This is a genomic window from Roseovarius aquimarinus, from assembly GCF_043661195.1.
Taxonomy (GTDB): Bacteria; Pseudomonadota; Alphaproteobacteria; order Rhodobacterales; family Rhodobacteraceae; genus Roseovarius; species Roseovarius aquimarinus.
On sequence record NZ_JBIHMM010000003.1, the window covers coordinates 55980 to 78004 of the forward strand.

Sequence of the window (22025 nt, forward strand, 5' to 3'; positions counted from 1 at the left end):
GGCTCAGCCCTGCGCGGCTTCGGCGGCGGCGCGGATCGCGCGGATGTTCTCGCCATAGACGCCCGGGTTCTGCACGCTGCCGCCCTTGAAGACGCCCGATCCGGCGACCAGTACATCGGCCCCCGCTTCGGCCATCAGCGGCGCGGTCTCGGGCGTCATGCCGCCGTCGATTTCGATATGGATTGGGCGATCGCCGATCATCGCGCGCAAGGAGCGCACCTTCTCGATCTGGCTGTGAATGAATTTCTGCCCGCCGAAGCCGGGATTCACCGTCATCACGCAAATGAGGTCCACCATGTCGAGAAGATGCGGCACCGCGTCGAGCCCGGTGCCGGGGTTGAGCGCGAGACCCGCCTTGCAGCCCGCGGCGCGGATCGCCTGCAAGGTGCGGTGAATATGCGGCCCGGCCTCGAGATGCGCGGTGAGGATGTCGGCGCCCGCGCCCGCATAGGCATCGATATAGGCATCGACCGGCGAGATCATGAGATGCACATCCATCACCGTGCGGATATGCGGACGGATCGCGGCCAGAAGGGGCGGGCCGAAGGTGAGGTTCGGCACGAAATGCCCGTCCATCACATCGACATGCACCCAATCGCAGCCCTCGGCCTCGATCGCGCGAATCTCCTCGCCGAAATTGGCGAAATCGGCAGAAAGGATCGACGGGGCGATCTTGATCTTGCGGTCGAATGTCATGGCGCGCACTCCGGTATCAGGCTGCTTTGCCGCGTAGATGCGGCGGATCGGGCCCGATGGTCAAGGCCGCGCGATTGCGGCGGGCGCGGCTTTGTGCCACCTATCGGGCTCATCGCCCCCGAAAAGGCCCCTTTCGATGTCCGACACGCCCCTTTCGCCCTCCCTGCTCGAGCCGCCTTCGGGCCTCCAGACGCATCTGGGGTTCGAGTTGACCGAATGGTCGCGCGATCATGCCCGGGTGGAGCTGGATTTCGCGCCGCATCTGCACAATCGCCAGGGCCTTCTGCATGGCGGCATCCATGCGCTGATGCTGGACACGGCGATGGGCTATGCGGGCTGCTACACGGGCGATGCCGAGCGCAAGCAGGACGCGCTGACGCTGTCGATGACGGTCAACTATATCGGCCAGCTTCAGGGCAAGCGCATCATCGCCACGGCGCAGCGGACGGGCGGCGGGCGGCGCACCTATTTCGCAGAAGCCACCGTGACCGACGAGACCGGCGCCGTCGCCGCGCGCGCGACCGGCGTCTTCCGCTACCGCAGCGGGCCTCTCACGGTCTGACATGCAAAGCCCGGTCATCCCCCCTTCATCCGCAGCGGAGGAGAGGCTGCGCCGCGAGGCACGGGTGATGCTGGATCTGCGCCCGGTCGGATATGTCATCGGCCTCACGGTGATGGCGCTGGGCCTCGCGATGGTGCTGCCGCTCTTCGTCGATATCGCCGAGGGGCGCGGGCATTGGCACGTCTTCGCGCAATCCGCGATCATGACGATGCTGGTCGGCGGGCTGGTCGCGGGCGCCTGCCGCAACGGGGTGGGCGAGGGCTTGACGATCCGGCAGACCTTCCTTCTGACCACCGGCGTCTGGGTCGTGCTGCCGCTCTTCGGCGCGCTCCCTTTCATGCTGGGCGCCACCGAACTCGGCCTGACCGATGCGGTCTTCGAGGCGATGTCGGGTCTCACGACGACCGGCTCGACCGTCATCACGGGCCTCGACACGCTGCCCAAGGGCATTCTTCTGTGGCGCGGCATCATGCAATGGCTGGGCGGCGTCGGTATCATCGTCGTCGCGATGGTCTTTCTCCCCGAGCTGCGCGTGGGCGGGATGCAGATCTTCCGCGCCGAGGCGTTCGACACGATGGGCAAGATCCTGCCCCGCGCAACCGAGATCGCAAGCCGTATCTCGGTGATCTATCTGGGCATGACCATCGCCTGCATGATGGCCTATATCCTGACCGGCATGACGCCCTTCGATGCGACCGTGCACGCGATGACGACGGTTTCGACCGGCGGCATGGCCAATTATGACGCCTCCTTCGGTGCGCTGCACAAATCGGCCGAATACGTCGCGGTCGTCTTCATGATCCTCGCCGCCCTACCCTTCGTGCGGTTCGTGCAACTGACCGCCGGCACCGCCAAGCCCCTTTTCAGCGACCCGCAGGTGCGCGGCTTCTTCACCACGATCCTCTGCATCGTCGGCATTCTCACCGCATGGCAGTTCTTCCAGCGCGCGCATTTCACAGAGGAGACCTTCCGCGAGGTTCTCTTCAATGTCGTGTCGATCATCACCGGCACGGGCTATGCGAGCGAGGATTACATGCTCTGGGGGCCTTTCGCGGTCTCGATCTTCTTCTTCATCGGCCTGATCGGCGGCTGCGCGGGATCGACCTCCTGCTCGGTCAAGATCTTCCGCTATCAGCTTCTCTTCGCGTCGATCCGCGTGCAGCTTGCGCGTATCCGCGCACCCCACGGGATGTTCACGCCGCGTTATGCGGGCCAGCGCGTCGGTGATGACGTGCTCAATTCGGTCATGTCCTTCTTCGTCTTCTTCACTGTCAGCCTCGGTCTCATCGCCGTGCTTCTGGGTCTGACCGGGCTCGATTTCACCACCTCCATCTCGGGGGCGGCGACGGCGCTCGGCAATATCGGGCCGGGCCTCGGCGACACGATCGGGCCGTCCGGCAATTTCGCGACGCTCAACGACACCGCCAAGTGGATCCTGACCGCGGCCATGCTCATCGGCCGGCTGGAGCTCTTGGCGGTCTATGCAATCTTCACCGTATCATTCTGGAGGATCTGATGGCCGATACATCCCGCACCCGTCCGCTCGGCGCGCAAATCTCGCATATGCTGAAATCGCGCGGCGTCGATACGATTTTCGGCATCCCGGGCGTTCATAACCAGGAGATGTATCGCGGCATCGAGGAGGCGGGTATCCGCCACCTTCTGGCCCGGCACGAGCAGGGCGCGGGCTTCATGGCCGACGGCTATGCCCGCGCGAGCGGCAAGCCGGGCATCGCCTATGTCATCACCGGCCCGGGCCTTTGCAACACCATGACGCCGATGGGCCAGGCCTATTCCGACAGCGTTCCGGTGCTGGTCCTGTCCTCTTGCCTCGACGAGACGGCGGCGACGCGCGGACAGCTTCACCAGATGCTCGATCAAGAGGCGGCGGGCGCAACTGTGGCCGACTGGTCCTATACCGCCCGTTCGGCCAGCGCCGCCTACAGCCTGATCGACCGCGCCCTGACCGAGTTCCAGACCGCGCGCCCGCGCACCAAGCATATCCAGGTGCCAATCGCCCAGCTTGTCGCCGAAGCGGAACCCGCACCGGACCACGCCCCCCGGACGACGCGCACCACGCAGGCCCTGCCGGACGGCATCGCGGACCGCATCAAGGCGGCCCGGCGCCCTCTCTTCATCCTCGGCGGCGGCTCTATCCGCGCGTCCGAGGGCGCGCGGAGCGCTCTCCTGCGCCTCAAGGCCGCGAGCTTTCCGACCTATGCGGGACGCGGCGTCGTTTCGGTCAAGGACGATCCCCTGCATTTCAGCGGCTTCCTAGGCCGCCCAGAAAGCGCGACCGTGGCCGCGAGCGCCGATCTCGTGATAGTCGTCGGCAGCGAACTTTCCGAGATGGACCTTTGGCGCGATACGCTCGGCCACGAGGGCGAAATGATCCGCGTCGATATCGACCCAGAGGTGCTGGGCCAGACCGCCGGCAGCATCGCCGTCCAGATGGACGCGCGCGATTTCTTCGACGGGCTGAATGCCGCGCTCGAGGGGCACGAGGCCGACACCTCCTGGACCGCCGAGGAAATCGCGAAGGCCCGCAAACGCTGGCGCGCCGAGAGCGATTCCGAGCGCACGGGGATCGTGCGCATCTGCGACGCGCTGATCGAGGTGATGCCCGAGGACACGATGTATTTCTCGGACATGACCCAATTCGCCTATACCGGCAAGGAGGTGTGGGACATGCACCGCCCCGGCCATTGGCACCACCCCTACGGCTTCGGAACGCTCGGCTATGCCCTGCCCGCCGGGATCGGCGGCGCCGCCGCGCGCCCCGGGCTGCCGACTGTGGTGATCGCGGGCGATTACGGCTTTCAATACACCGTGCAGGAGCTCGGCACGGCGGTCGAGCTGGGCCAGCCTCTGCCGATCCTTCTGTGGGACAACGGCAAGCTGAAAGAGATCGAGGACAGCATGGTCGCCGCGCAGATCGCGCCCAATTCGGTCATCGCGCACAATCCCGATTTCTGCGCGCTGGCCGGGGCCTATGGCGCGAAATCCGCAGCGCCGAAAACGCTGGGCGAGTTGCAGGCGGCGGTGAAGGCCGCTTTCAAGACCGATGGCCCGACGCTGATCTACATGACCGCCGACATGAAGGACTGACCGCCGAGGGCCTAGCCGATGCGCCCGACGGGGCCCATCGCGCCGGTCTGGCCGCGGTGGAGAAGAAGATGGTCGAGCAGAACGCAGGCCATCATCGCCTCGCCCACCGGCACGGCGCGGATGCCCACGCAGGGGTCGTGCCGGCCCTTGGTCACCACCTCGGTCGGCGTGCCGTCCATACGGATCGACGCGCGCGGGCTGAGGATGGACGAGGTCGGCTTGACCGCGAAACGCACGACGATCTCCTGTCCGGTCGAGATACCGCCCAGGATGCCGCCTGCATGGTTACTGCCATATTCCGGGCCGGTCTCGCCCATGAAGATCTCGTCGGCATTGTCCGTGCCCGTGAGCTCGGCGGCGGCCATGCCCTCGCCGATCTCGACACCCTTGACGGCATTGATCGACATCATCGCGGCCGCGAGGTCCGTATCCAGCTTGCCGTAGATCGGCGCGCCCAGCCCCGCAGGCACGCCGCGCGCCGTCACCTCGATGATCGCGCCGACCGAGTTGTGATCCTTGCGCAGCTTTTGCAGGTAAGCCTCCCACTCAGGCGCGGCAGCTGCATCGGGCAGCCAGAAGTCATTGCCGTCGATCGCGTCCCGGTCGAACCGGCTGCGGTCCAGCGCCATCGCGCCCATGCGCACCATGTAGCCCTTGACCTCGATCCCCGGCACCAGCAGGTCCAGCGCCGCGCGCGCGATGCCGCCCGCCGCGACGCGCGCCGCCGTTTCGCGCGCCGAGCTGCGCCCGCCGCCGCGATAGTCACGATGCCCGTATTTCTGGTGATAGGTGATGTCGGCATGGCCCGGCCGGAACGTGTTGGCGATGTCGCCATAGTCGCGCGACCTCTGATCGGTGTTCTCGATCATGAGCTGGATTGAGGTGCCGGTCGTTTTGCCCTCGAACACGCCCGACAGGATGCGCACCGCGTCCGGCTCGTTGCGCTGGGTCATGTTCTTGTTCTGGCCGGGGCGCCGCTTGTCCAGCCAATGCTGGAGCATCGCCTCATCGACCGCCACGCCCGGAGGGCAGCCATCCACCGTCGCGCCCAAGGCCGGCCCGTGGCTTTCGCCCCAGGTGGTGACACGAAACATATGTCCGAAGGTATTGAGGCTCATGGCGCGGCTCCTTTGGATAGCGGTCTAGCCGCCCGGCCTCAGCGCATCAAGCCATTCAGAGCGAAAGGGGCCGCGCGAGGCGGCCCCTCCGTAAGTTACAGCAGCGACTCGGGATGGACCCAATCGATGCCGAGCGCCTCGCCGACCGCCTTGTAGGTCAGCTGCCCCGCATGGACGTTGAGGCCGGCCAGAAGATGCGCATCCTCCGCGCAGGCCTTTCTCCAGCCCTTGTCGGCCAAAGCCAGCATGAAGGGCATGGTCGCGTTGCCGAGCGCGATGGTCGAGGTGCGCGCGACGGCGCCGGGCATGTTGGCGACGCAGTAATGCATGATCCCGTCGACCTCGTAGATCGGATCGGCGTGGGTGGTGGCCTTCGACGTCTCGAAGCAGCCGCCCTGGTCGATGGCGACATCGACCAGAACCGCGCCGGGCTTCATGTCGGCGAATTGCGCGCGCGTCACCAGCTTGGGCGCCGCGGCGCCGGGGATCAGGACCGCGCCGATGACCATATCGGCCTGCACGAGATGCTCCTGCAGCAGACCGGCCGAGGAATAGCCGGTGCTGAACGTGCCACCGAAGACGTCGTCGAGATAGCGCAGGCGCGGCAGCGAACGGTCGAGCACGGTCACATCCGCGCCCATGCCCGCCGCGATGCGCGCGGCATGCACGCCGACGACGCCGCCGCCGATGACCAGCACCTTGGCGGGGCCGACACCGGGCACGCCGCCCATCAGCACACCGCGCCCGCCATTGGCCTTTTGCAGCGTGTAGGCGCCGACCTGCGGCGCAAGACGCCCCGCGACCTCGGACATGGGCGCAAGGAGCGGCAGGCCGCCGGTGCGGTCCGTCACGGTCTCGTAGGCGATGCAGGTCGCGCCGGAAGCGATCAGGTCGTGCGTCTGGTCGGGATCGGGCGCAAGGTGCAGGTAGGTGAAGAGGATCTGCCCCTCGCGCAGCATCTTGCGCTCGCCCGCCTGCGGCTCCTTGACTTTGACGATCATGTCGGCGGCTTCGAACACCTCCTTGGCGGTGCCGAGGATCTTGGCGCCGGCGGCGGTGTAATCCTCGTCCGAGAAGCCCGCTCCGATACCGGCTCCCGACTGGATGAGAACCTCGTGGCCGTGCTGAACGGCCTCCTGCGCCGCGTTGGGCGTGACGCCGACGCGGAATTCCTGCGGCTTGATTTCTGTCGGGCAACCGATCTTCATGGGGGGATCCTCCTCAAATGATGCCGCCACACATGCGCCAGATCCCGCGCAAGAGGAGCGCGATTTCGCGCGGCAAACCCCTGTTCATCGCAAGGATCTTCGATAGACTGAGGTCAAATCGAAGAAGGTTTGCGCCGATGCCCCTCGACTCACTCGATCGCCGCGTACTGGCCGTGCTGCAGAAGCGCGGGCGCATCTCGAACGCGGACCTTGCCGAGGCCGTGGGCCTTTCGGCCAGCGCCTGCCACCGCCGCGTGCAGCGTCTGGAGGCCGAGGGCGTCATCACCGGCTATGTCGCGCTCTTGGACCCGCAGAAGATGGGCGTTTCGGCGACGGTCTTCGTCGAGATCACGCTCTCCGCGCAGGCCGACGCGGTGCTCGAGGCCTTCGAGAAGGCCGTCGCCCGCGTGCCCGACGTGCTGGAATGCCACCTGACGGCGGGCACGGCGGATTACATCCTGAAGATCGTCGCCGAAAGCACCGAGGACTTCGCGCGCATCCACCGGCAGTATCTGACGCGCCTGCCGGGCGTGGCGAAGATGCAGTCGAGTTTCGCGCTGAGGACGGTGTGCCAGACGACGGCGTTGCCGGTTTAGGGGGGGGGTATAGAGTAAAAAGTATAAACTATCCCTCGAACATTCCTGCTATTCTTCGCAGGTTTACTCATAAGCTGCGATCTAAAACGTCTTTATCGATTTTGGTCAATTAATCACGGTCTGGCACATGTCTCTGCAGAACCTCTCCACTCAAACCATGAACACTAAAGCAGGCTACGTATATGCCCTTGCAAACCCAGCAATGCCTGGTCTCATTAAAGTGGGGCGCACTCAACGCCACCCTCAGGAGCGCGCCCAAGAACTATCGAACGCTACCGGCGTGGCCATGCCTTTTGTGCTTCTCTACTACGTATTTCTTGAAGATTGCGTTCGAGGCGAACAAATCGCCCATGAACAACTGAGTCGAGTAGGCACAAGATTTCGGGAAGGTAGAGAATTTTTTCGCGCGGACAGCAAAACTGTCGTTGATGTCTTGATCCATCTACCAAAAATCAAAGAGCCGCCCCAAACCTCACAACAATCATGTGACATCGAGTGCGAGACAGACTCACATAATCCATTTGCGGGTCATATTTCTCAACTAAGACAAGAAGCTCAGTGTTATCGGTACGGAATTAATGGATTCCCATACGAGCCGGAATTAGCCATAAAGAAATATAATGAAATTGTATCACTTGGTGAAAACTTTTCTCTGACCGATATTGCCGAATGCCACCTTCAGATCGCCTACGATAGAGCAGCGAAGCTTTCCTTGCGATCAGATCGCTCTCATCTTTTTAAAGAAGCCAAAAAGGCTGGTTTAATTGCCGCTGAGTCTGATGAGCGCGCCTATCAAACATTGGCAGAAGTGGCATATGAAGAGCGTAATGCAAAAAGCTTTCAGGTATATATGAACCGCTACTTTTTATCAATAATTGAAGGTTTTGAGAGTTTTTCAGCGTACTTAAGTGAAAATGGTGAATATTATGAAGTTTTAAAAGGATGCAAAGAGGTTCACGCACTGAACATTTATTCCCTTGCATTACGCGAGTATTTACTGACGTCAAAGGTTGAACCAAATGAAATATACTTCATTTTCAAAGATGAAATATTGGAATGCCTATCTTCGGCAGGGAACTCAGCTCTTGACCAAAAAATTATGAGTGAAATAATTTGTTTTTTATCGACCCAATGAAAAAAGCCCCGGCGCTTCCGCCGGGGCTTCTTCATTCCAACCTACGAGCGATCCCTCACCCTTCGGCTTTTTCTTCCGTGATCTCTTCGCCGGTCTCCTGATCGACGACCTTCATCGACAGGCGCACCTTGCCGCGATCGTCAAAGCCGAGCAGCTTGACCTTCACATCCTGGCCTTCTTTCAGAACGTCCGAAGGATGGTTCAGGCGGCGGTTTTCGATCTGGCTGACATGCACGAGACCGTCGCGCTTGCCGAAGAAGTTCACGAAGGCGCCGAAATCGACGATCTTCACGACCTTGCCGTCATAGACCTGGCCCTCTTCGGGCTCGGCCACGATGGACCAGATCATGTCATAGGCCTTCTTGATGGCCTCGCCGTTGGGCGACGCGATCTTGATGATGCCCTCGTCGTTGATGTCGACCTTGGCGCCCGACACTTCGACGATCTCGCGGATGACCTTGCCGCCCGAGCCGATGACTTCGCGGATCTTGTCCGTGGGGATCTGCATCGTCTCGATACGGGGCGCGTGGACGCTGAATTCCTGCGCGCCGGTGATGGCCTTGTTCATCTCGCCGAGGATGTGCATCCGGCCGTCCTTGGCCTGCGCCAATGCCTTCTGCATGATCTCGGGCGTGATGCCCGCGACCTTGATGTCCATCTGCAGCGAGGTGATGCCGTCCTTGGTGCCCGCGACCTTGAAGTCCATGTCGCCGAGGTGATCCTCGTCGCCCAGAATATCGGTCAGGACCGCGTAGGAGCCGTCTTCCTCAAGAATGAGGCCCATGGCCACACCGGCCACGGCGGTCTTGAGCGGCACGCCCGCATCCATCATCGACAGCGAGCCACCGCAGACCGACGCCATCGAGCTGGAGCCGTTCGATTCGGTGATCTCGGAGACCAGACGGATCGTGTAGGGGAAGTCCGTCGCGGCGGGCAGAACCGCCTGCAGCGCACGCCATGCCAGCTTGCCATGGCCGATCTCGCGGCGACCCGGAGGGCCCACGCGCCCAGCTTCGCCCACCGAATAGGGGGGGAAGTTGTAGTGCAGCAGGAAGTTGGATTTGAAGTTGCCATGCAGCGCGTCAATGAACTGCTCATCGTCGCCGGTGCCGAGCGTGGTGACCACAAGGCCCTGTGTCTCGCCGCGGGTAAAGAGCGCCGAGCCATGCGTACGGGGCAGGAGGCCCGTCTCGCAGACGATGGGACGCACGGTGTCGAGCGCGCGTCCGTCGATCCGCTTGCCGGTCTTGACGACATCGCCGCGCAGGACGGCGGCTTCGAGCTTCTTGAGCGCCGAGCCGAGATTCTCGTCGGCGAGCTGCTCCTCGGTGAGGGCGGCCTTGATGGCCTCCTTCGCCTCGGCCACGGCCGTGGTGCGCTCCTGCTTGTCGGTGATGGCGTAGGCGGCGCGGATCTTGTCCTCGCCGGCTTTCTTCACCGCCTCATAAAGCTCCGAGTAATCGGCGGGCTGGAAGTCGAACGGCTCTTTCGCCGACGCTTCGGCCAGATCGATGATAAGGTCGATCACCGGCTGGATCTGCTCATGCGCGAAATTGACCGCGCCCAGCATTTCCTCTTCGGTCAGTTCATAGGCCTCCGACTCGACCATCATCACGGCGTCCTTGGTGCCGGCGACGACCAGATCGAGGCGCTGATCGGGGTTGTTCTTGAGGTCCTGCATGTCGTCGACCGTGGGGTTGAGGACATACTCGCCGCCCTCGTAGCCCACGCGGCAGCCGGCGATCGGGCCACGGAAGGGCGCACCGGAAATGGTCAGCGCGGCGCTGGCGGCGATCATCGCGACCATGTCGGGATCGTTGACCAGATCGTGGCTGAGCACGGTGCACATCACCAGCGTCTCGTTGCGGAAGCCGGGGACGAAAAGCGGGCGGATGGGACGGTCGATCAGACGCGCGGTGAGCGTCTCCTTCTCCGTCGGACGCGCCTCGCGCTTGAAGAAGCCGCCGGGAACCTTGCCCGCAGCATAGTATTTTTCTTGGTAATGCACCGTCAGCGGAAAGAAATCCATTCCGGGCTTGGGCGCTTTCGCGAAAGTCACGTTGGCCATGACGCTGGTCTCGCCCAGAGTGGCGATGACCGAGCCGTCGGCCTGGCGGGCAACCTTGCCCGTTTCCAGTGTCAGCGTTTCCTCGCCCCACTGGATTGATTTTTTCACTTCGTTGAACATCTAACGTTTCCTATCTGGAGGCATGCCGGGCCCCTGCCCGGTCCTCCCTTTTTCAATGGCGGCCCCATTGCCGCCGACCCCAATCATCTTGTCTTTCAGGTGCCGGGGCCGTGGCACGCAGTCTCAGATGGGCGGGCCATACACGAATTGATCGGCTTTTGAAAGGGAATGCGACGATGCGGCGCGGGCGCTCAGGCTGCCGTACGGGCGCGATGCGCGGCGCGCGTCTCGGCCGGCAATTGCAGCACCGGATGGCCGTTCTTGCGATGCCGCGCGATGAGGGCCTGCACCATTCGCCGCGTCGGCGCATAGCGCGCGAGCGGGCCCGTCGAAGATCCCAGATCGCGCCTTGCGAAAAGCGCCGCGATCTCGGCGCGCGCCTCGTCCTCGAGCGACGCGAGCGCGACAGGCCCGAGATGGAGGCTCTCCGCCGGGGTGCCATTGGCGATCAGCACCTCGTGACGGTCGAGCAGGATGTGAAAGTAGTCGACGCCGTCCCGCGCGGGCGCGCGCTCGATCCCCGAAAGGCCGACCAGGCGGATGGCAGGAACGAACACCTCGGCGGCGCCGAACATGCGCTCGGCGATGCGCGAGCGCAGAAGGATGCGGTGCTGCGGCGAGACGGTCAGGTCCTCGGCAGGCAACCCCTGCCCGAGCGCCCCGGCGGCGATCCGAACCGGGCGGAAGCGATCCGAATGCGCGAGTTCCTCGGGTGCGACGGGCTGCCAGCCGATCCAGCGCACCGGCTGCGCGCCGTGATCGAGCGTCATGACAAGATCGCCGAGCGCCAGATCCTCGACGCGCCGCTCTCCCCTGTCGGTCAGGATCATGGTCCCGCGAAGGAAACAGACCGGGCCGGCATTGCCGGGATCGGGCGTACCGCCCTCGACCAGATCGCCATTGGCGTCGCGCTGGATGGGCACCCCGTTCGGCGCGTTAGAACTGACCGTCTCGGAGCCGACATTGGTCGTCCCCGGGAACCCGGCGGGCAAGGGCTGGGTCTGGGCGGGATCGCCATAGGCCAGCGCGATGAATTCGCCCGTGTTCGTGTCGACGAGGTACAGCGTGTCGAACTTGTTCTGCTCGCCATCCTCGAGAAGGCCGGCATTGGTGTTGTTGTCGGGCAGGCCCGCGTCGTAGAACCCGGCGGGCGGCGTTCCGTCATACTGACCCACCACGGTCGCCGTGCCGCCCGCGGCGACGCTGTTGCCCGTTCCGAAATCGTAGAGGAGGCCGCGTTTGGCGGACCAAAGCTCGATCCCGTTGAGGCTGATCGCGGAATTCTTGAAGCCTTGAATCTCGACGAATTCGTCAGCCTTGTTGGCGCCGCCGTCACCATCGGTGTCGAACGCGCTGCCACCGGCGTTATCCGCCAGAAACTCCGAAATGAAGAGCCCGTTTGAGAGACGTGCCGGCATGTATCCCTTCCATCGCGCCTTGCGGCGCAGTGCGTTCCGCCAAAGATAACGTCGAAATCAGGCGAAATCTGAGCACCTCACCCAAAAAGATACGAATTTCGGCGTATTCCCGCCGGTTCATGGCGAAAAAGACACAAAAATGCCCGCCTTTTCGGGGCGGGCATTGCGATGTCTATCCGATGGCCCGGCGATGGGGCCGCGCCGCCTCAGCGGCGGATGCCGAGGCGCTGGATCAGATCCTGGTAGCGCGCTTCGTCCTTGGACTTGGTGTAGTCCAGAAGCTTGCGGCGCTGTGCGACCATCTTGAGAAGGCCACGGCGGCCGTGGTTGTCCTTCTTGTGGGTTTTGAAATGCTCGGTCAGGGTGGTGATGCGCGAGGTGAGAATGGCGACCTGAACCTCGGGCGAGCCGGTGTCGCCTTCCTTGGTCGCGAATTCCTTCATCAAGCGGTGCTTTTCTTCGACGGTGATCGACATCGGGATCTCCTCTTCATCAAGGGTTGCGGGCGCAAGCCGGGATGTCGTCCAGCAAGGTCCATAGAGAATCGCACAGGCCCGAAGCCAGTGCATCGGCGGCGTATAGGCGAATTGGCGGCGCTTGGAAAGGGGGCACTACTCAGGGCGCGCCGAGCTGCGGCAGAAGGCTGCTCCCGATCAGGGTGATGTGACCCGCGTTAAGGCCCGGTGCGTTGTTGACCGCCGCGATCTGAATGCCGTTCAGCATCACATGCGCCACGTCGGGATTGCCGGGATCGGTCTGAAGATCGACCTCGGGCGCGGCGCCGGCCACATCGTCGTAGACCACCATCAGCGTATCCTCCTCGGGCGCGAAATCGAGAATCTCGGCCTGATGCGTCATCGCCAGCCAATCGCCCAGAATGACCGTATCCGCGCCTTCGCCCGTGGTCACGATATCGCCCGCGCCGGCGGTGATGACATCCGCGCCGCCGCCGCCATTGAGGAAATCCGCGTCATCGGGGCCAGGCTCGAGGCCGGTCTCCACGAGGCCCGACAGCGTATCGTTCCCCCAGCCGCCGAAGAGCGTGTCGCTCCCCGCGCCGCCGCGCAGAACGTCGTCGCCAAGCCCGCCATGCAGAGCGTCGCTCCCGTCACCGCCGACGAGCGTGTCGTTCCCGTCACCACCGACGAGGCTGTCGTCTCCCGCGCCGCCATCGAGGCTGTCGGCGCCGGAATGGCCGTAAAGCGTATCGTCGCCGTCGCCCCCGGCGAGCGCATCGGCATCCGCCTCGCCGTGCAGAATATCCTCGCCCGGACCGCCCGACAGCGTGTCTTCGCCCGCCCCGCCGTGAAGTTCGTCGTCGGCAGGTCCGCCTTCCATCGCATCGTCGGACGCGGTGCCATTGGCCTGCACCGCGACGGGCGCGTCGCTCGGACCCTCGGCGCTCGGACCCGCCTGCGCCATGAAATCGAGGATCGTCTGGCCTGTCTCCGCGTCCTCTTCGCCCTCGCCCTCTTCCTCTGGCGCGTCCCAGTCTTCGGGCAGGTCGTCATCCATGCTGGACAGGCCGACGAGCGCACCCGCCCCCAGCGCCACCATTCCCAAAAGACCCGCAAGTATCAGCATCGCACCAGACCCGATCGACCGGTCCATATGATGCGCCCCGCCACCTTCGTTTCCCAGTTCAAACTGCGTGAATGGTTAACGCGGGCCGGGCATGTCCCAGGGCTCGGGCTGATGGGCATAGGCGACGTAGAGCGGGTGCCGGGGATGCCCCTCGCGCGTGAGACCCAGATGGTGGAGCGGTGCGCCCGCCCCCTGCAAGAGCGCCAGCACCTCGGCGCCGCGATCCAGATGCGCGCCATGCGTTCCCCAGGCCGCGACATTGCGCTCGGCCCATGCGCAGCCTTCGAGGATGGCGGCGTCGTTGGCAGGGCCTACCGGATCGGCGGCGGCGCGCATCTTGCGCGGATCGGTGTCGCGCCACGCGAAGATGTTGCTGACCCGAAACGCGCCGTAGCCGAGCGCCCGCGCACGACGCTCGCAGCGCTCGACCGTGGGATCGTTCTGCATCTCGGTCGCGGTCGAGGGGTTGAGCATGATGAAATGAATGCGTCCCAGCGCCTCTTCCCAGATCCGCGTCAACGCATAGCGATACCGCTCGCAATCCGAATAGACGGCGGTGGAGGCTGCGTCGCCCTTGAGATGCGTCCGGACGATCACGCCGGGTCCACGAAAACGCGGGACGGATGCAGCTCGCCCGCCTTGTAGATGCCCACAGCCACCGCGCGACCGTCCAGCGAGGCCCAGCACTCGTCGCCGTAATCGACGTCGCTCGCATAGACCATGCCGGGGTTTCCGTTGCGCAGCTTCGCCGCGCCCTCGGGTGTGCAGCGCAGCTCGGGCAGATCGGCGAGGCCGACTTCCAGTGGCTGCACATGCGCATCGAGCGCCGGGTCATGCGCCAACTCGTCGATCCGCTCGAGGCTGAGACCGTCCTCGGCGTCGAACGGGCCGGACCAGACGCGCCGCAGCCATGTCACATGGCCATGGCAGCCCAGCGCATTGCCCAGATCGCGGGCGATCGCGCGCACATAGCCGCCCTTGCCGCAGACCATTTCCAGCACCGCGCGGTCCGGATCGGGGCGATCGACCAGCACCAGCTCATCGACGAAAAGCGGCCGCGCGGCCAGCGTCACGTCCTCGCCCTCGCGCGCCAGCTTGTAGGCGCGCTCGCCGTCGAGCTTCACGGCCGAGAATTTGGGCGGCACCTGCATGATGTCGCCCGCGAACTGGTGGAGCGCCTCCTTGATCTCGTCATCGCTCGGGCGCGCGTCGCTTTGCGCGATCACCACGCCCTCGGCATCGTCGGTATTGGTCGCGGCGCCCAGCCGCACCTCGAACTTGTAGGCCTTGAGCGCGTCGGTGATGTAGGGAACCGTCTTGGTCGCCTCGCCCAGCGCGACCGCCAGAACACCCGTTGCGTCCGGGTCGAGCGTGCCCGCATGGCCCGCCTTCTTGGCCTGCAGCGCCCAGCGCACCTTGTTGACGACGGAGGTCGATGTGATGCCCGCCGGCTTGTCCACGATCAGCCAGCCCGAAATGTCGCGTCCCTTGCGTTTGCGTGCCATGCGCCTGCCCTCGATTGTGAAAGGCGCGGGCTAGCCCAAGGGTGCTTGCCTGTCAATCGCGCGCCGGGGTTCCCTGCCCGCCGAGCCGCGCCGCCAGCCATTCGGACGGCACGCGCACCGGCGCCCAGCCCGTGACGCCGAGTCCGACCGCCCGCACCGCCACCAGCGCCATCCAGCCGCTGATGAGATTGGCCACGAGCGCGCCGATGATCATGCCCGGATAGCCCGCCAGTTGAACCCCCGCCCATGTCATCGGAACATAGAGCGCGAAGATGCGCGTGCCGCTCAGGCTCATGGACCAGAGCGCGCGGTCGCGAGCGTTCATCGCGGCATTGGCGGTGATGAGGACGCCATAGCCCATGAAGCCCCAGCTCGCGATGCGCAGATAGGTGGCGGTATAGGCCTGCGCCTCGCTTCCCGAAGTCATGAGCGCCGCGAGCGGACCCGCCGTCATCAAGAGCAGCGCGGCCACCGCGATGCCGAAGACGCCGCAGGCGAGGTGGCACAGGCGCAGCCCTTCGCGCGCCCTTGCCGTGTCGCCCGCGCCCCAGGCCTGCCCGACGACCGGCCCGATCCCCGAGGACAGCGCCAGAAGCGGCACTACCACCACGCCCTGCACCCGCGTCGCCGCGCCGAAGCCCGCAACTGCCGTGTCGCCGATGGTAGCGACGAAGCCGGTCACGATGGCCATGCCGAGCGGGTTGATCGCGTTCGACATGGCCGCAGGCGCACCGACGCGCACGATGCGCCGGACCGATGCGATGGCGCCTTGCCACGGCGCCGCGTCGAAGCGCAGAACCCCGGCATGACGCGCGAAGAGCACCAGCCCCGCGAAGGAGGTCATCCGCGCGATCAGCGACGCCATGCCCGCGCCGTCCATGCTGAACGCCGGGATCGGCCCGATGCCGAAGATCAGAACCGGACCCAGCGCGATGTTCAGCAGCGCCTGGAGCAGCATCGTCACCGCCGCGACACCGCTGCGCCCCGCCGCGCGAAAAACCGCGTTGAGCGCCATGCCCGTCACGAGAAACGGAAAGCTGAGGCACCAGAAGCGCATGTAGCCGAGGATCTTGTTCAGAACCTCGCCCTCGGCCCCCATCGCGCCGTAGAGGTAGGGAGACAGAAGGTAGATCAGGAGCGAGACCGAACAGGCGAGCGCCAGCGCCAGCGACATCGCGTGCAGCGTCATGCGTCGGCGGTCCTCGGCGTCTTCGCCGCGCCCGATAGCTTGGCTGATGACGGTGTTCGTGCCCGCCGAGAGGCCGATGGAGAGCGAGGTGAGCGCCGTGATGACCGGAAAGACGTAGCCGATCGCCGCCAGCGAGGTCTCGCCGTCCCGCGCGAGAAAGAACGCATCGGCCAGCCCAACGCTCAGCACCCCGAGAATGCCGATGGTCATGGGCGCGCTGACGGACCAGAGCGCGCGGCCGACCGGGCCGTCATTCAGGGTTTTCTCGGCGCTCATGCAGGCAATCCCGGATCAGACCGGCGGCCCGATGCGCCGCCCTTGGGCGAACCTAAGGCGAATTGGGCAAAAGCCTAGGGAGGCCGGGTCAGTCCTCGGGCGCGCTCAGCACCGTCCCGACGATCGGCCCCATCGGAAACCCGATATCCGACCGGCCCAGTTCGGGCGCGTAGAGCCGCGAGATATTGCCATCGAAATAGAGCGCCTGAGGCAGCCCGAGATGATCGCGGAAAAGGCGCCCGAAGCTGTGGAAATTCACCGCATCCTCGGAAATGGCGAAGACGGCGCGGCTGCCGTCGGCGCTCGTGCCCACCCCGTTGCGGACATACAGGCTGTCGCTGTCCTCGAGAAAGCGCGGATGGAGCGCGCCGTCGATCACCAGCATCGGACCCGACTGGGTGGCATGACGGCAGGCGGGGGCCTCCGCCTCGAAGCGCAGCGTCTCGATCACGTCGGCCCGGCCCTCGCGGATGCAGAAGACGCCGTTCGGCACGAGACCGAAATTGCCCGGCCCGGCTTGCGTGACCAGACCCGCCTGCGCCTCGCCATCCTCGACGTAAAGGCCCACGGGGCGGCGGTTTGAGTGATACATGCCGGCATTCATCGCAAAACCGAGCGCCGCGCCCTCTTCCTCGAGCATGGCACTGACGCGGCTGAAACTGCCGAGCGTCTCGCCCTCGGGCGATCTGAGGAAGAGGCGCAGATCCTCGACGGCCATATCGACGTCGCACAGGACATAATCCGCGCCCTCGAAGCTCTCCTTCCGGCAGTCGGCGGCCAGACCCAGCCCCGGCACCAGCAGCGCGGCGGCGAACGCGGCAGCCCGCGCCGGCCTATTCATCCAGATCCCGCCGCACATCCCCGCGCGAGAAAAGACGCCGCGTCTCGTCCATCTGATCGAAGGTCGTATCGAGGCGAAAGCGCAGGTCCGGCGCGAATTTCAGGCCCAGCTTCTTGCCGACGACGCGGCGCAGCTCGCCCTTGTTGCGGGCCAGAAGCGCGGGCAGATCCTCCTGCCCCGCGCCGCCCAGCGGCATCACGTAGGCGGTGGCGATCTTGAGGTCGGGCGACATGCGCACCTCGCCCACCGTCACCGACATGCGCGCGAGGTCCGGATCGTGGATGTCGCCGCGCGCGAGCACTTCGGCCAGCGTGCGCCGCACCGTCTCGCCCACCTGAAGCTGGCGTTGCGAGGGGCCGGGGCCGTCATGAAACTTGTTCTTTGCCATGGACCCGCATTTAGTCACTCGGCCGCCCTTTGCCAAGCGCCGATGCGGGCGCTATCAAGGGCGGCAATCAGCGAAAGGACGACGCGATGAGTGCAGGACCGGGCATCACAGTGACAGGCGCATCGGGCCGGATGGGCCAGATGCTGATCCGCACCGTCGCCGCCAGCGGGCGCGCCCATCTCGTCGGCGCGGTCGAGCGGCCTGGACATGAATGGATCGGCAAGGATGTCGGCGAGGCGATGGGCGGCGCGCCGATGGGCGTCACCGTGACGGACGACGCGCTCGAGGCTTTCGCCCCCGCGCAGGCCGTGATCGACTTCACCGCGCCCGCCGCCACCATCGCCTTCGCCAAGCTCGCGGCGCAGGCGCGCGCGGTGCATGTGATCGGCACGACCGGCTTCAGCGACGACGAGCTCGAGGCGCTCGTTCCCGCCGCGCGGCATTCGGTTCAGGTGCGGGCAGGCAACATGAGCCTCGGGGTCAACCTGCTGACGATGCTGACCGAGAAGGTCGCGAAGGCGCTGGACGAGGATTTCGACATCGAGATCGTCGAGGCGCATCACAATCAGAAGGTCGATGCACCCTCGGGCACGGCGCTGATGCTGGGCGAGGCGGCAGCCACCGGGCGCGGCGTCGCGCTCGGCCGCGTCGCCGACCGAGGCCGCGACGGCATCACCGGCCCGCGCGAGCGGGGCCATATCGGATTCGCCGCCATCCGCGGCGGCGACGTGGTGGGCGAGCATGACGTGATCTTCGCCGCGGCCGGCGAGCGCATCGTGCTGCGCCACATCGCGACGGACCGGGCGGTGTTCGCGCGGGGCGCGCTCAAGGCCGCGCTCTGGGGCCAAGGCCGTGCGCCGGGGGCCTATGACATGCTGGACGTGCTGGGCCTCGGCGACGGGTAGGAATCGGCGCGCGCCTATCCCGTGTGCCGTCCTTCGAGATCGAGACGCATCGTCGCCATGCCCTGACGGCGGGACAATTCCTCGTATCCCGCCGAGAGATAGGCGTTGAGCGCCGGCGCATTGTCGAGCTCCACCTTGAGGGTCAGCACCAGCGCGCCGAGATCCAGCGCCGCCTCCTCCACCCGCTCGGTCAGTTCGGCCCCGGCGCCGCCGCGCGCCTCTTCGGCAAGATAGACATAGGTCAGATGCCGCACCTCCGGCCCCACGCCCTCGCGCAGGGCGAAGAACCCAACGTCGCGGCCCGCGCCATCGACAAGGTAGAAGGACACGTCCTCGGCGTCGCCCAGCCATTTCTGATGCCACTCCGTCTCGTCGAAAGGCACCTTCGCATTGGGGTTGAGCAGAGGGATGTCCTCATCGCGCAGCATCGCTGCGAGCGGGGCGAGATCGCGGTCGCGATTGCGGCGCAGGGTGAGTGGCATAGGTCCTTCCGTCCGTTCGGTCCGGCGCCAGCGCACCGGATTGCATCATGAAAGCCGCGCGCCTGACATGAAGTTGCGGCCCTCGTCAACCCGAACGGCGCGGGAAAGGTCGATCATCGCGCAGGCGACAAACCGCTCACCCGAGCGCGCGGGATGATCCGCCGTGCCGCGCGGCACGTATTTATGCCGTAACTTGATAAAAAGGAGCTGTCTCATGCGCTCTGTCACTCATACCTTTTGCGCGCTCTCGGTCGCGCTTGTCGCCGCGCCCGCCGCTGCCGAGGCGTTTGAACAGATCACCACGCGCGACGATTTCGTCGCCGCCACGTCCGGGCGCGATCTCACGCGGTTCGGCATCTCCGTCGCCGTTTCGCCCTCGGGCGATATCAAGGGGCGTGCCTTCGGCTATCCCGTCACCGGCGCCTGGAACTGGCAGGACGGCTATTTCTGCCGCGACCTCTATTGGGGCGGCGACCGGCTCGATCCGAATTGCCAAGCCGTGCGCATCAAGGGCGACACGATCCGTTTCATTTCGGACCAGGGCACCGGGCAAAGCGCGGATCTGACGCTGAAATAGAGCCTAATGGAGGGCGTGGAAGTGATGGGTCGGGCCATGACCCTGCCCCACATCCAGCCGCTCGGCGCCCATGATGGCGCCGGTGATGAACGCCTTGGCCGACGCCACAGCCTCGGGCATCGCGCGCCCCGCGCCTAGATGCGCCGCGATGGCAGATGACAGCGTGCAGCCCGTGCCATGCGTGTCGGCGGTGTCGATGCGCGCGCCGTCGAGCCAATCGGCCCCGCCATCATGAAGCAGCACGTCGGGCGTCGTCGCGCCGCCGAGATGCCCTCCCTTCACCAGCACCGCGCGGGCACCGAGCGCGCGCAGGGCCTTTGCCTGGTCCAGCATGCCGGTCCGGTCCCGCGCCTCGGCAACACCCAGAAGATCCGCCGCTTCGGGCAGGTTCGGGGTGACGAGCGCGGCAATCGTCAGCATGATCTCGCGCAGCGCCGTAACAGCCTCGGCAGCCAAGAGTCTATCGCCCCCCTTCGCGACCATCACGGGGTCGAGCACGATGGGCGCATCGAGGCCCGCCAGGGCCTCGGCGACAGCCTCGGTGATCGCCGCATCGCCCAGCATGCCGATCTTGACCGCATCGATGCGGATGTCCGAGCGGATCGCGGCGATCTGCGCCGCGACCATGTCGGGCGCGACCAGTTGCACCGCCGCGACACCTCGTGTGTTCTGAGCGGTCAGCGCGGTGATGACCGCCATGGCATAGCCGCCATTGGCCGAAATCGCCTTGATATCGGCCTGAATGCCCGCGCCGCCCGAGGGGTCGGATCCGGCGATGGAAAGAATGTTGGGAATCATGCCTGCCTCCATGCGTCGATGAGCGCCCGCGCCGCGCCCTCCATGTCGGGCGCGCGCGAGATGGCCGAGACGACGGCGATCCCCGCCGCCCCGGCGCGGCGCAAGGGCGCGGCATCGGCCGCCCCGATCCCGCCGATGGCCACGCACGGAAGCGGCGCCGCCGCGATGAGCCGCGCCATGCCTTTCATTCCGAGGGGCTGCGCCGCGTCCGGCTTCGTCGCCGTCGCGCGCAGGGGACCGGCCCCCAGATAATCGACACTATCGAGCGGAACAGGCTCGATCTGCGCTTCGGTCTCGACCGAGAGACCAAGGATCATGTCCGGGCCGATCGCCGCGCGGATGGCGGCGATATCGCCATCGCCCTGACCCACATGCAGACCATCCACGCCGATGCGCGCCGCGATCTCGACCCGGTCATTGACGACGAGCCGCGCGCCCGCCGCGCGGGTCAGCCGCAAAAGCGCGCGCGCCTCGGTCTCGAACGCCTTGTCGCTCGCATCCTTGTCGCGCAGTTGAATGAGGCGCACACCCGCCCTGAGCGCGGCCGTCACCTGCGCGGGCACCGAAACGGGCGCGGCGGCATCGGTCACGAAATAGACCGGACCGAGTTCCTCGCGGGCGATTCTCACGCCGCCTCGATCCGCGCGCGGGCGCTCACCTCGTCCGGCGTCAGCGCATGAAGCGCGTCGATGAACGCGACCTGAAAGCTGGCCGGACCCTTGGCCTGCCGCCCCGCCTCTTCGCCCGCGACCGCGTAATAGGCCAGCGCCGCGACGGTGGCCGCCAGCGGCGCCTGATCCACCGCGAAGGCGGCGACGAGGCCGGTCAGCGAGCAGCCCATCACCGTGATGCGCGGCATCAGCGCATGGCCGCCCGAAATGCGCCACGCAGATTCCCCATCGGTCACGAAATCGACCTCGCCCGTCACGGCGACGACGCCTTGCGTCTGCAGCGCCAGCGCCCGGGCCGCGTCTTCGGCATCCGCCACCGCATGCGCCGTATCCGCGCCCTTGCCCGCGGCTTCGGCCCCGGCGAGCGCGATGATCTCGGACGCGTTGCCGCGGATGACCGTGGGCCTGAGCGCAAGAAGACGCGCACCCGCATCGCGGCGCAGCGCCGTGGCCCCCACGGCGACCGGATCGAGCACCCAGGGCTTGCCCGCCTCGTTCATGACATGCGCCGCCGCCTCCATCGACCGCAGCCACGCCGGATCGAGCGTGCCGATATTGACGCTGAGCGCATCGGCCAGCCCCGCGAACTCCGCCGCCTCGCCCTCGTCATGCGCCATTGCGGGGCTGCACCCGGCGGCCAGCATGATATTCGCCATGACATTCATGGCGACGTAATTCGTGATGTTCTGCACCAAGGGCGCGCGGGCGCGCATGCGGGCAAGGTGGTCTCCGGCGTCGATCATCTGGACTCCCCTGGTCTGGCGGGCGGGGGCAGGCCAC

Annotated in this window: 23 protein-coding genes; 7 read left to right on the forward strand and 16 right to left on the reverse strand. The window is 65.7% G+C overall.

Annotated elements, in window-relative coordinates; all coding sequences use genetic code 11:
* Nucleotides 1-3 precede the first annotated feature (3 nt).
* Nucleotides 4-696 (reverse strand): ribulose-phosphate 3-epimerase, encoded by a 693-nt coding sequence (gene rpe / locus ACGRVM_RS10840; protein WP_377171506.1) that lies wholly within the window; start codon nt 694-696, stop codon nt 4-6.
* A 136-nt stretch (nt 697-832) separates the two neighbouring features.
* Between rpe and ACGRVM_RS10845 the strand changes: the two genes are divergently transcribed.
* The 3 genes from ACGRVM_RS10845 (at nt 833) to ACGRVM_RS10855 (ending at nt 4366) form a co-directional block, all read left to right on the forward strand.
* Nucleotides 833-1258: a PaaI family thioesterase gene (locus ACGRVM_RS10845; protein WP_377171508.1), complete on the forward strand. Its 426-nt coding sequence runs from the start codon at nt 833-835 to the stop codon at nt 1256-1258.
* Nucleotides 1259-1325: 67 nt separating this feature from the next.
* Nucleotides 1326-2774 (forward strand): TrkH family potassium uptake protein, encoded by a 1449-nt coding sequence (locus tag ACGRVM_RS10850; protein WP_377171510.1) that lies wholly within the window; start codon nt 1326-1328, stop codon nt 2772-2774.
* A complete protein-coding gene (locus ACGRVM_RS10855) occupies nt 2774-4366 on the forward strand; it encodes a thiamine pyrophosphate-binding protein (RefSeq protein ID WP_377171512.1) in 1593 nt (530 codons plus the stop codon). The genes ACGRVM_RS10850 and ACGRVM_RS10855 overlap by 1 nt, the downstream gene beginning before the upstream one ends.
* Nucleotides 4367-4377: 11 nt before the next feature.
* On the opposite strand, the gene aroC is transcribed toward ACGRVM_RS10855, so the two are convergent.
* Nucleotides 4378-5484, reverse strand: a complete 1107-nt coding sequence (gene aroC, locus ACGRVM_RS10860; RefSeq protein ID WP_377171514.1) for a chorismate synthase — start codon at nt 5482-5484, stop codon at nt 4378-4380.
* Nucleotides 5485-5579: 95 nt separating this feature from the next.
* Nucleotides 5580-6692, reverse strand: a complete 1113-nt coding sequence (gene ald / locus ACGRVM_RS10865; protein WP_377171516.1) for an alanine dehydrogenase — start codon at nt 6690-6692, stop codon at nt 5580-5582.
* A 137-nt stretch (nt 6693-6829) separates the two neighbouring features.
* Here ald and ACGRVM_RS10870 point away from each other — a divergent pair, with 137 nt between their 5' ends.
* Both ACGRVM_RS10870 and ACGRVM_RS10875 read left to right on the forward strand, forming a co-directional pair.
* On the forward strand, nt 6830-7288 hold the full coding sequence (locus ACGRVM_RS10870) for an Lrp/AsnC family transcriptional regulator (RefSeq protein WP_377171518.1): 459 nt from the start codon (nt 6830-6832) through the stop codon (nt 7286-7288).
* Nucleotides 7289-7415: 127 nt separating this feature from the next.
* The gene (locus ACGRVM_RS10875; RefSeq protein WP_377171520.1) at nt 7416-8423 is read left to right on the forward strand and encodes a GIY-YIG nuclease family protein; all 1008 of its coding nucleotides are present in this window, start codon (nt 7416-7418) and stop codon (nt 8421-8423) included.
* 55 nt (nt 8424-8478) lie between these two features.
* Here ACGRVM_RS10875 and pnp read toward each other — a convergent pair whose 3' ends face one another.
* From pnp to rbfA, 9 genes are all read right to left on the reverse strand, one after another.
* Nucleotides 8479-10611 (reverse strand): polyribonucleotide nucleotidyltransferase, encoded by a 2133-nt coding sequence (gene pnp, locus ACGRVM_RS10880; protein WP_377171522.1) that lies wholly within the window; start codon nt 10609-10611, stop codon nt 8479-8481.
* Between the two features lie 191 nt (nt 10612-10802).
* Nucleotides 10803-12029 carry a Hint domain-containing protein gene (locus tag ACGRVM_RS10885; RefSeq protein WP_377171524.1) on the reverse strand — a complete coding sequence of 409 codons (1227 nt, stop codon included), beginning with the start codon at nt 12027-12029 and terminating at the stop codon, nt 10803-10805.
* A gap of 206 nt (nt 12030-12235) precedes the next feature.
* Nucleotides 12236-12505 carry a 30S ribosomal protein S15 gene (rpsO, locus tag ACGRVM_RS10890; RefSeq protein ID WP_377171526.1) on the reverse strand — a complete coding sequence of 90 codons (270 nt, stop codon included), beginning with the start codon at nt 12503-12505 and terminating at the stop codon, nt 12236-12238.
* Nucleotides 12506-12644: 139 nt separating this feature from the next.
* On the reverse strand, nt 12645-13640 hold the full coding sequence (locus tag ACGRVM_RS10895; protein WP_377171528.1) for a calcium-binding protein: 996 nt from the start codon (nt 13638-13640) through the stop codon (nt 12645-12647).
* Nucleotides 13641-13688: 48 nt separating this feature from the next.
* A complete protein-coding gene (locus ACGRVM_RS10900; RefSeq protein WP_377171530.1) occupies nt 13689-14210 on the reverse strand; it encodes a DUF1643 domain-containing protein in 522 nt (173 codons plus the stop codon).
* Nucleotides 14207-15118 carry a tRNA pseudouridine(55) synthase TruB gene (truB, locus tag ACGRVM_RS10905; protein ID WP_377171532.1) on the reverse strand — a complete coding sequence of 304 codons (912 nt, stop codon included), beginning with the start codon at nt 15116-15118 and terminating at the stop codon, nt 14207-14209. Before truB ends, ACGRVM_RS10900 begins: the two co-directional genes overlap by 4 nt.
* 52 nt (nt 15119-15170) lie before the next feature.
* Nucleotides 15171-16583 carry an MATE family efflux transporter gene (locus tag ACGRVM_RS10910; RefSeq protein WP_377171534.1) on the reverse strand — a complete coding sequence of 471 codons (1413 nt, stop codon included), beginning with the start codon at nt 16581-16583 and terminating at the stop codon, nt 15171-15173.
* Nucleotides 16584-16671: 88 nt separating this feature from the next.
* Nucleotides 16672-17424 (reverse strand): phosphodiester glycosidase family protein, encoded by a 753-nt coding sequence (locus ACGRVM_RS10915; protein ID WP_377171536.1) that lies wholly within the window; start codon nt 17422-17424, stop codon nt 16672-16674.
* Nucleotides 17417-17812: a 30S ribosome-binding factor RbfA gene (rbfA, locus tag ACGRVM_RS10920; RefSeq protein WP_377171538.1), complete on the reverse strand. Its 396-nt coding sequence runs from the start codon at nt 17810-17812 to the stop codon at nt 17417-17419. Before rbfA ends, ACGRVM_RS10915 begins: the two co-directional genes overlap by 8 nt.
* 86 nt (nt 17813-17898) lie before the next feature.
* On the opposite strand from rbfA, the gene dapB reads away from it, so the two are divergent.
* A complete protein-coding gene (dapB, locus tag ACGRVM_RS10925; RefSeq protein ID WP_377171540.1) occupies nt 17899-18717 on the forward strand; it encodes a 4-hydroxy-tetrahydrodipicolinate reductase in 819 nt (272 codons plus the stop codon).
* A 14-nt stretch (nt 18718-18731) separates the two neighbouring features.
* Here the strand turns inward: dapB and ACGRVM_RS10930 are convergent, their stop codons facing one another.
* A complete protein-coding gene (locus ACGRVM_RS10930) occupies nt 18732-19199 on the reverse strand; it encodes a GNAT family N-acetyltransferase (protein ID WP_377171542.1) in 468 nt (155 codons plus the stop codon).
* Between the two features lie 214 nt (nt 19200-19413).
* On the opposite strand from ACGRVM_RS10930, the gene ACGRVM_RS10935 reads away from it, so the two are divergent.
* A complete protein-coding gene (locus ACGRVM_RS10935) occupies nt 19414-19776 on the forward strand; it encodes a dihydrodipicolinate reductase (RefSeq protein ID WP_377171544.1) in 363 nt (120 codons plus the stop codon).
* A gap of 3 nt (nt 19777-19779) precedes the next feature.
* Here ACGRVM_RS10935 and thiD read toward each other — a convergent pair whose 3' ends face one another.
* The 3 genes from thiD to thiM are packed head-to-tail and all read right to left on the reverse strand — an operon-like array spanning nt 19780 to nt 21988.
* Entirely contained in the window at nt 19780-20574 is a 795-nt protein-coding gene (gene thiD / locus ACGRVM_RS10940; protein ID WP_377171546.1) for a bifunctional hydroxymethylpyrimidine kinase/phosphomethylpyrimidine kinase, read from the reverse strand.
* Complete coding sequence (gene thiE, locus ACGRVM_RS10945) at nt 20571-21203, reverse strand: thiamine phosphate synthase (protein ID WP_377171548.1); 633 nt, start codon at nt 21201-21203, stop codon at nt 20571-20573. Before thiE ends, thiD begins: the two co-directional genes overlap by 4 nt.
* Nucleotides 21200-21988: a hydroxyethylthiazole kinase gene (thiM, locus tag ACGRVM_RS10950; protein WP_377171550.1), complete on the reverse strand. Its 789-nt coding sequence runs from the start codon at nt 21986-21988 to the stop codon at nt 21200-21202. Before thiM ends, thiE begins: the two co-directional genes overlap by 4 nt.
* Nucleotides 21989-22025: the final 37 nt, after the last annotated feature.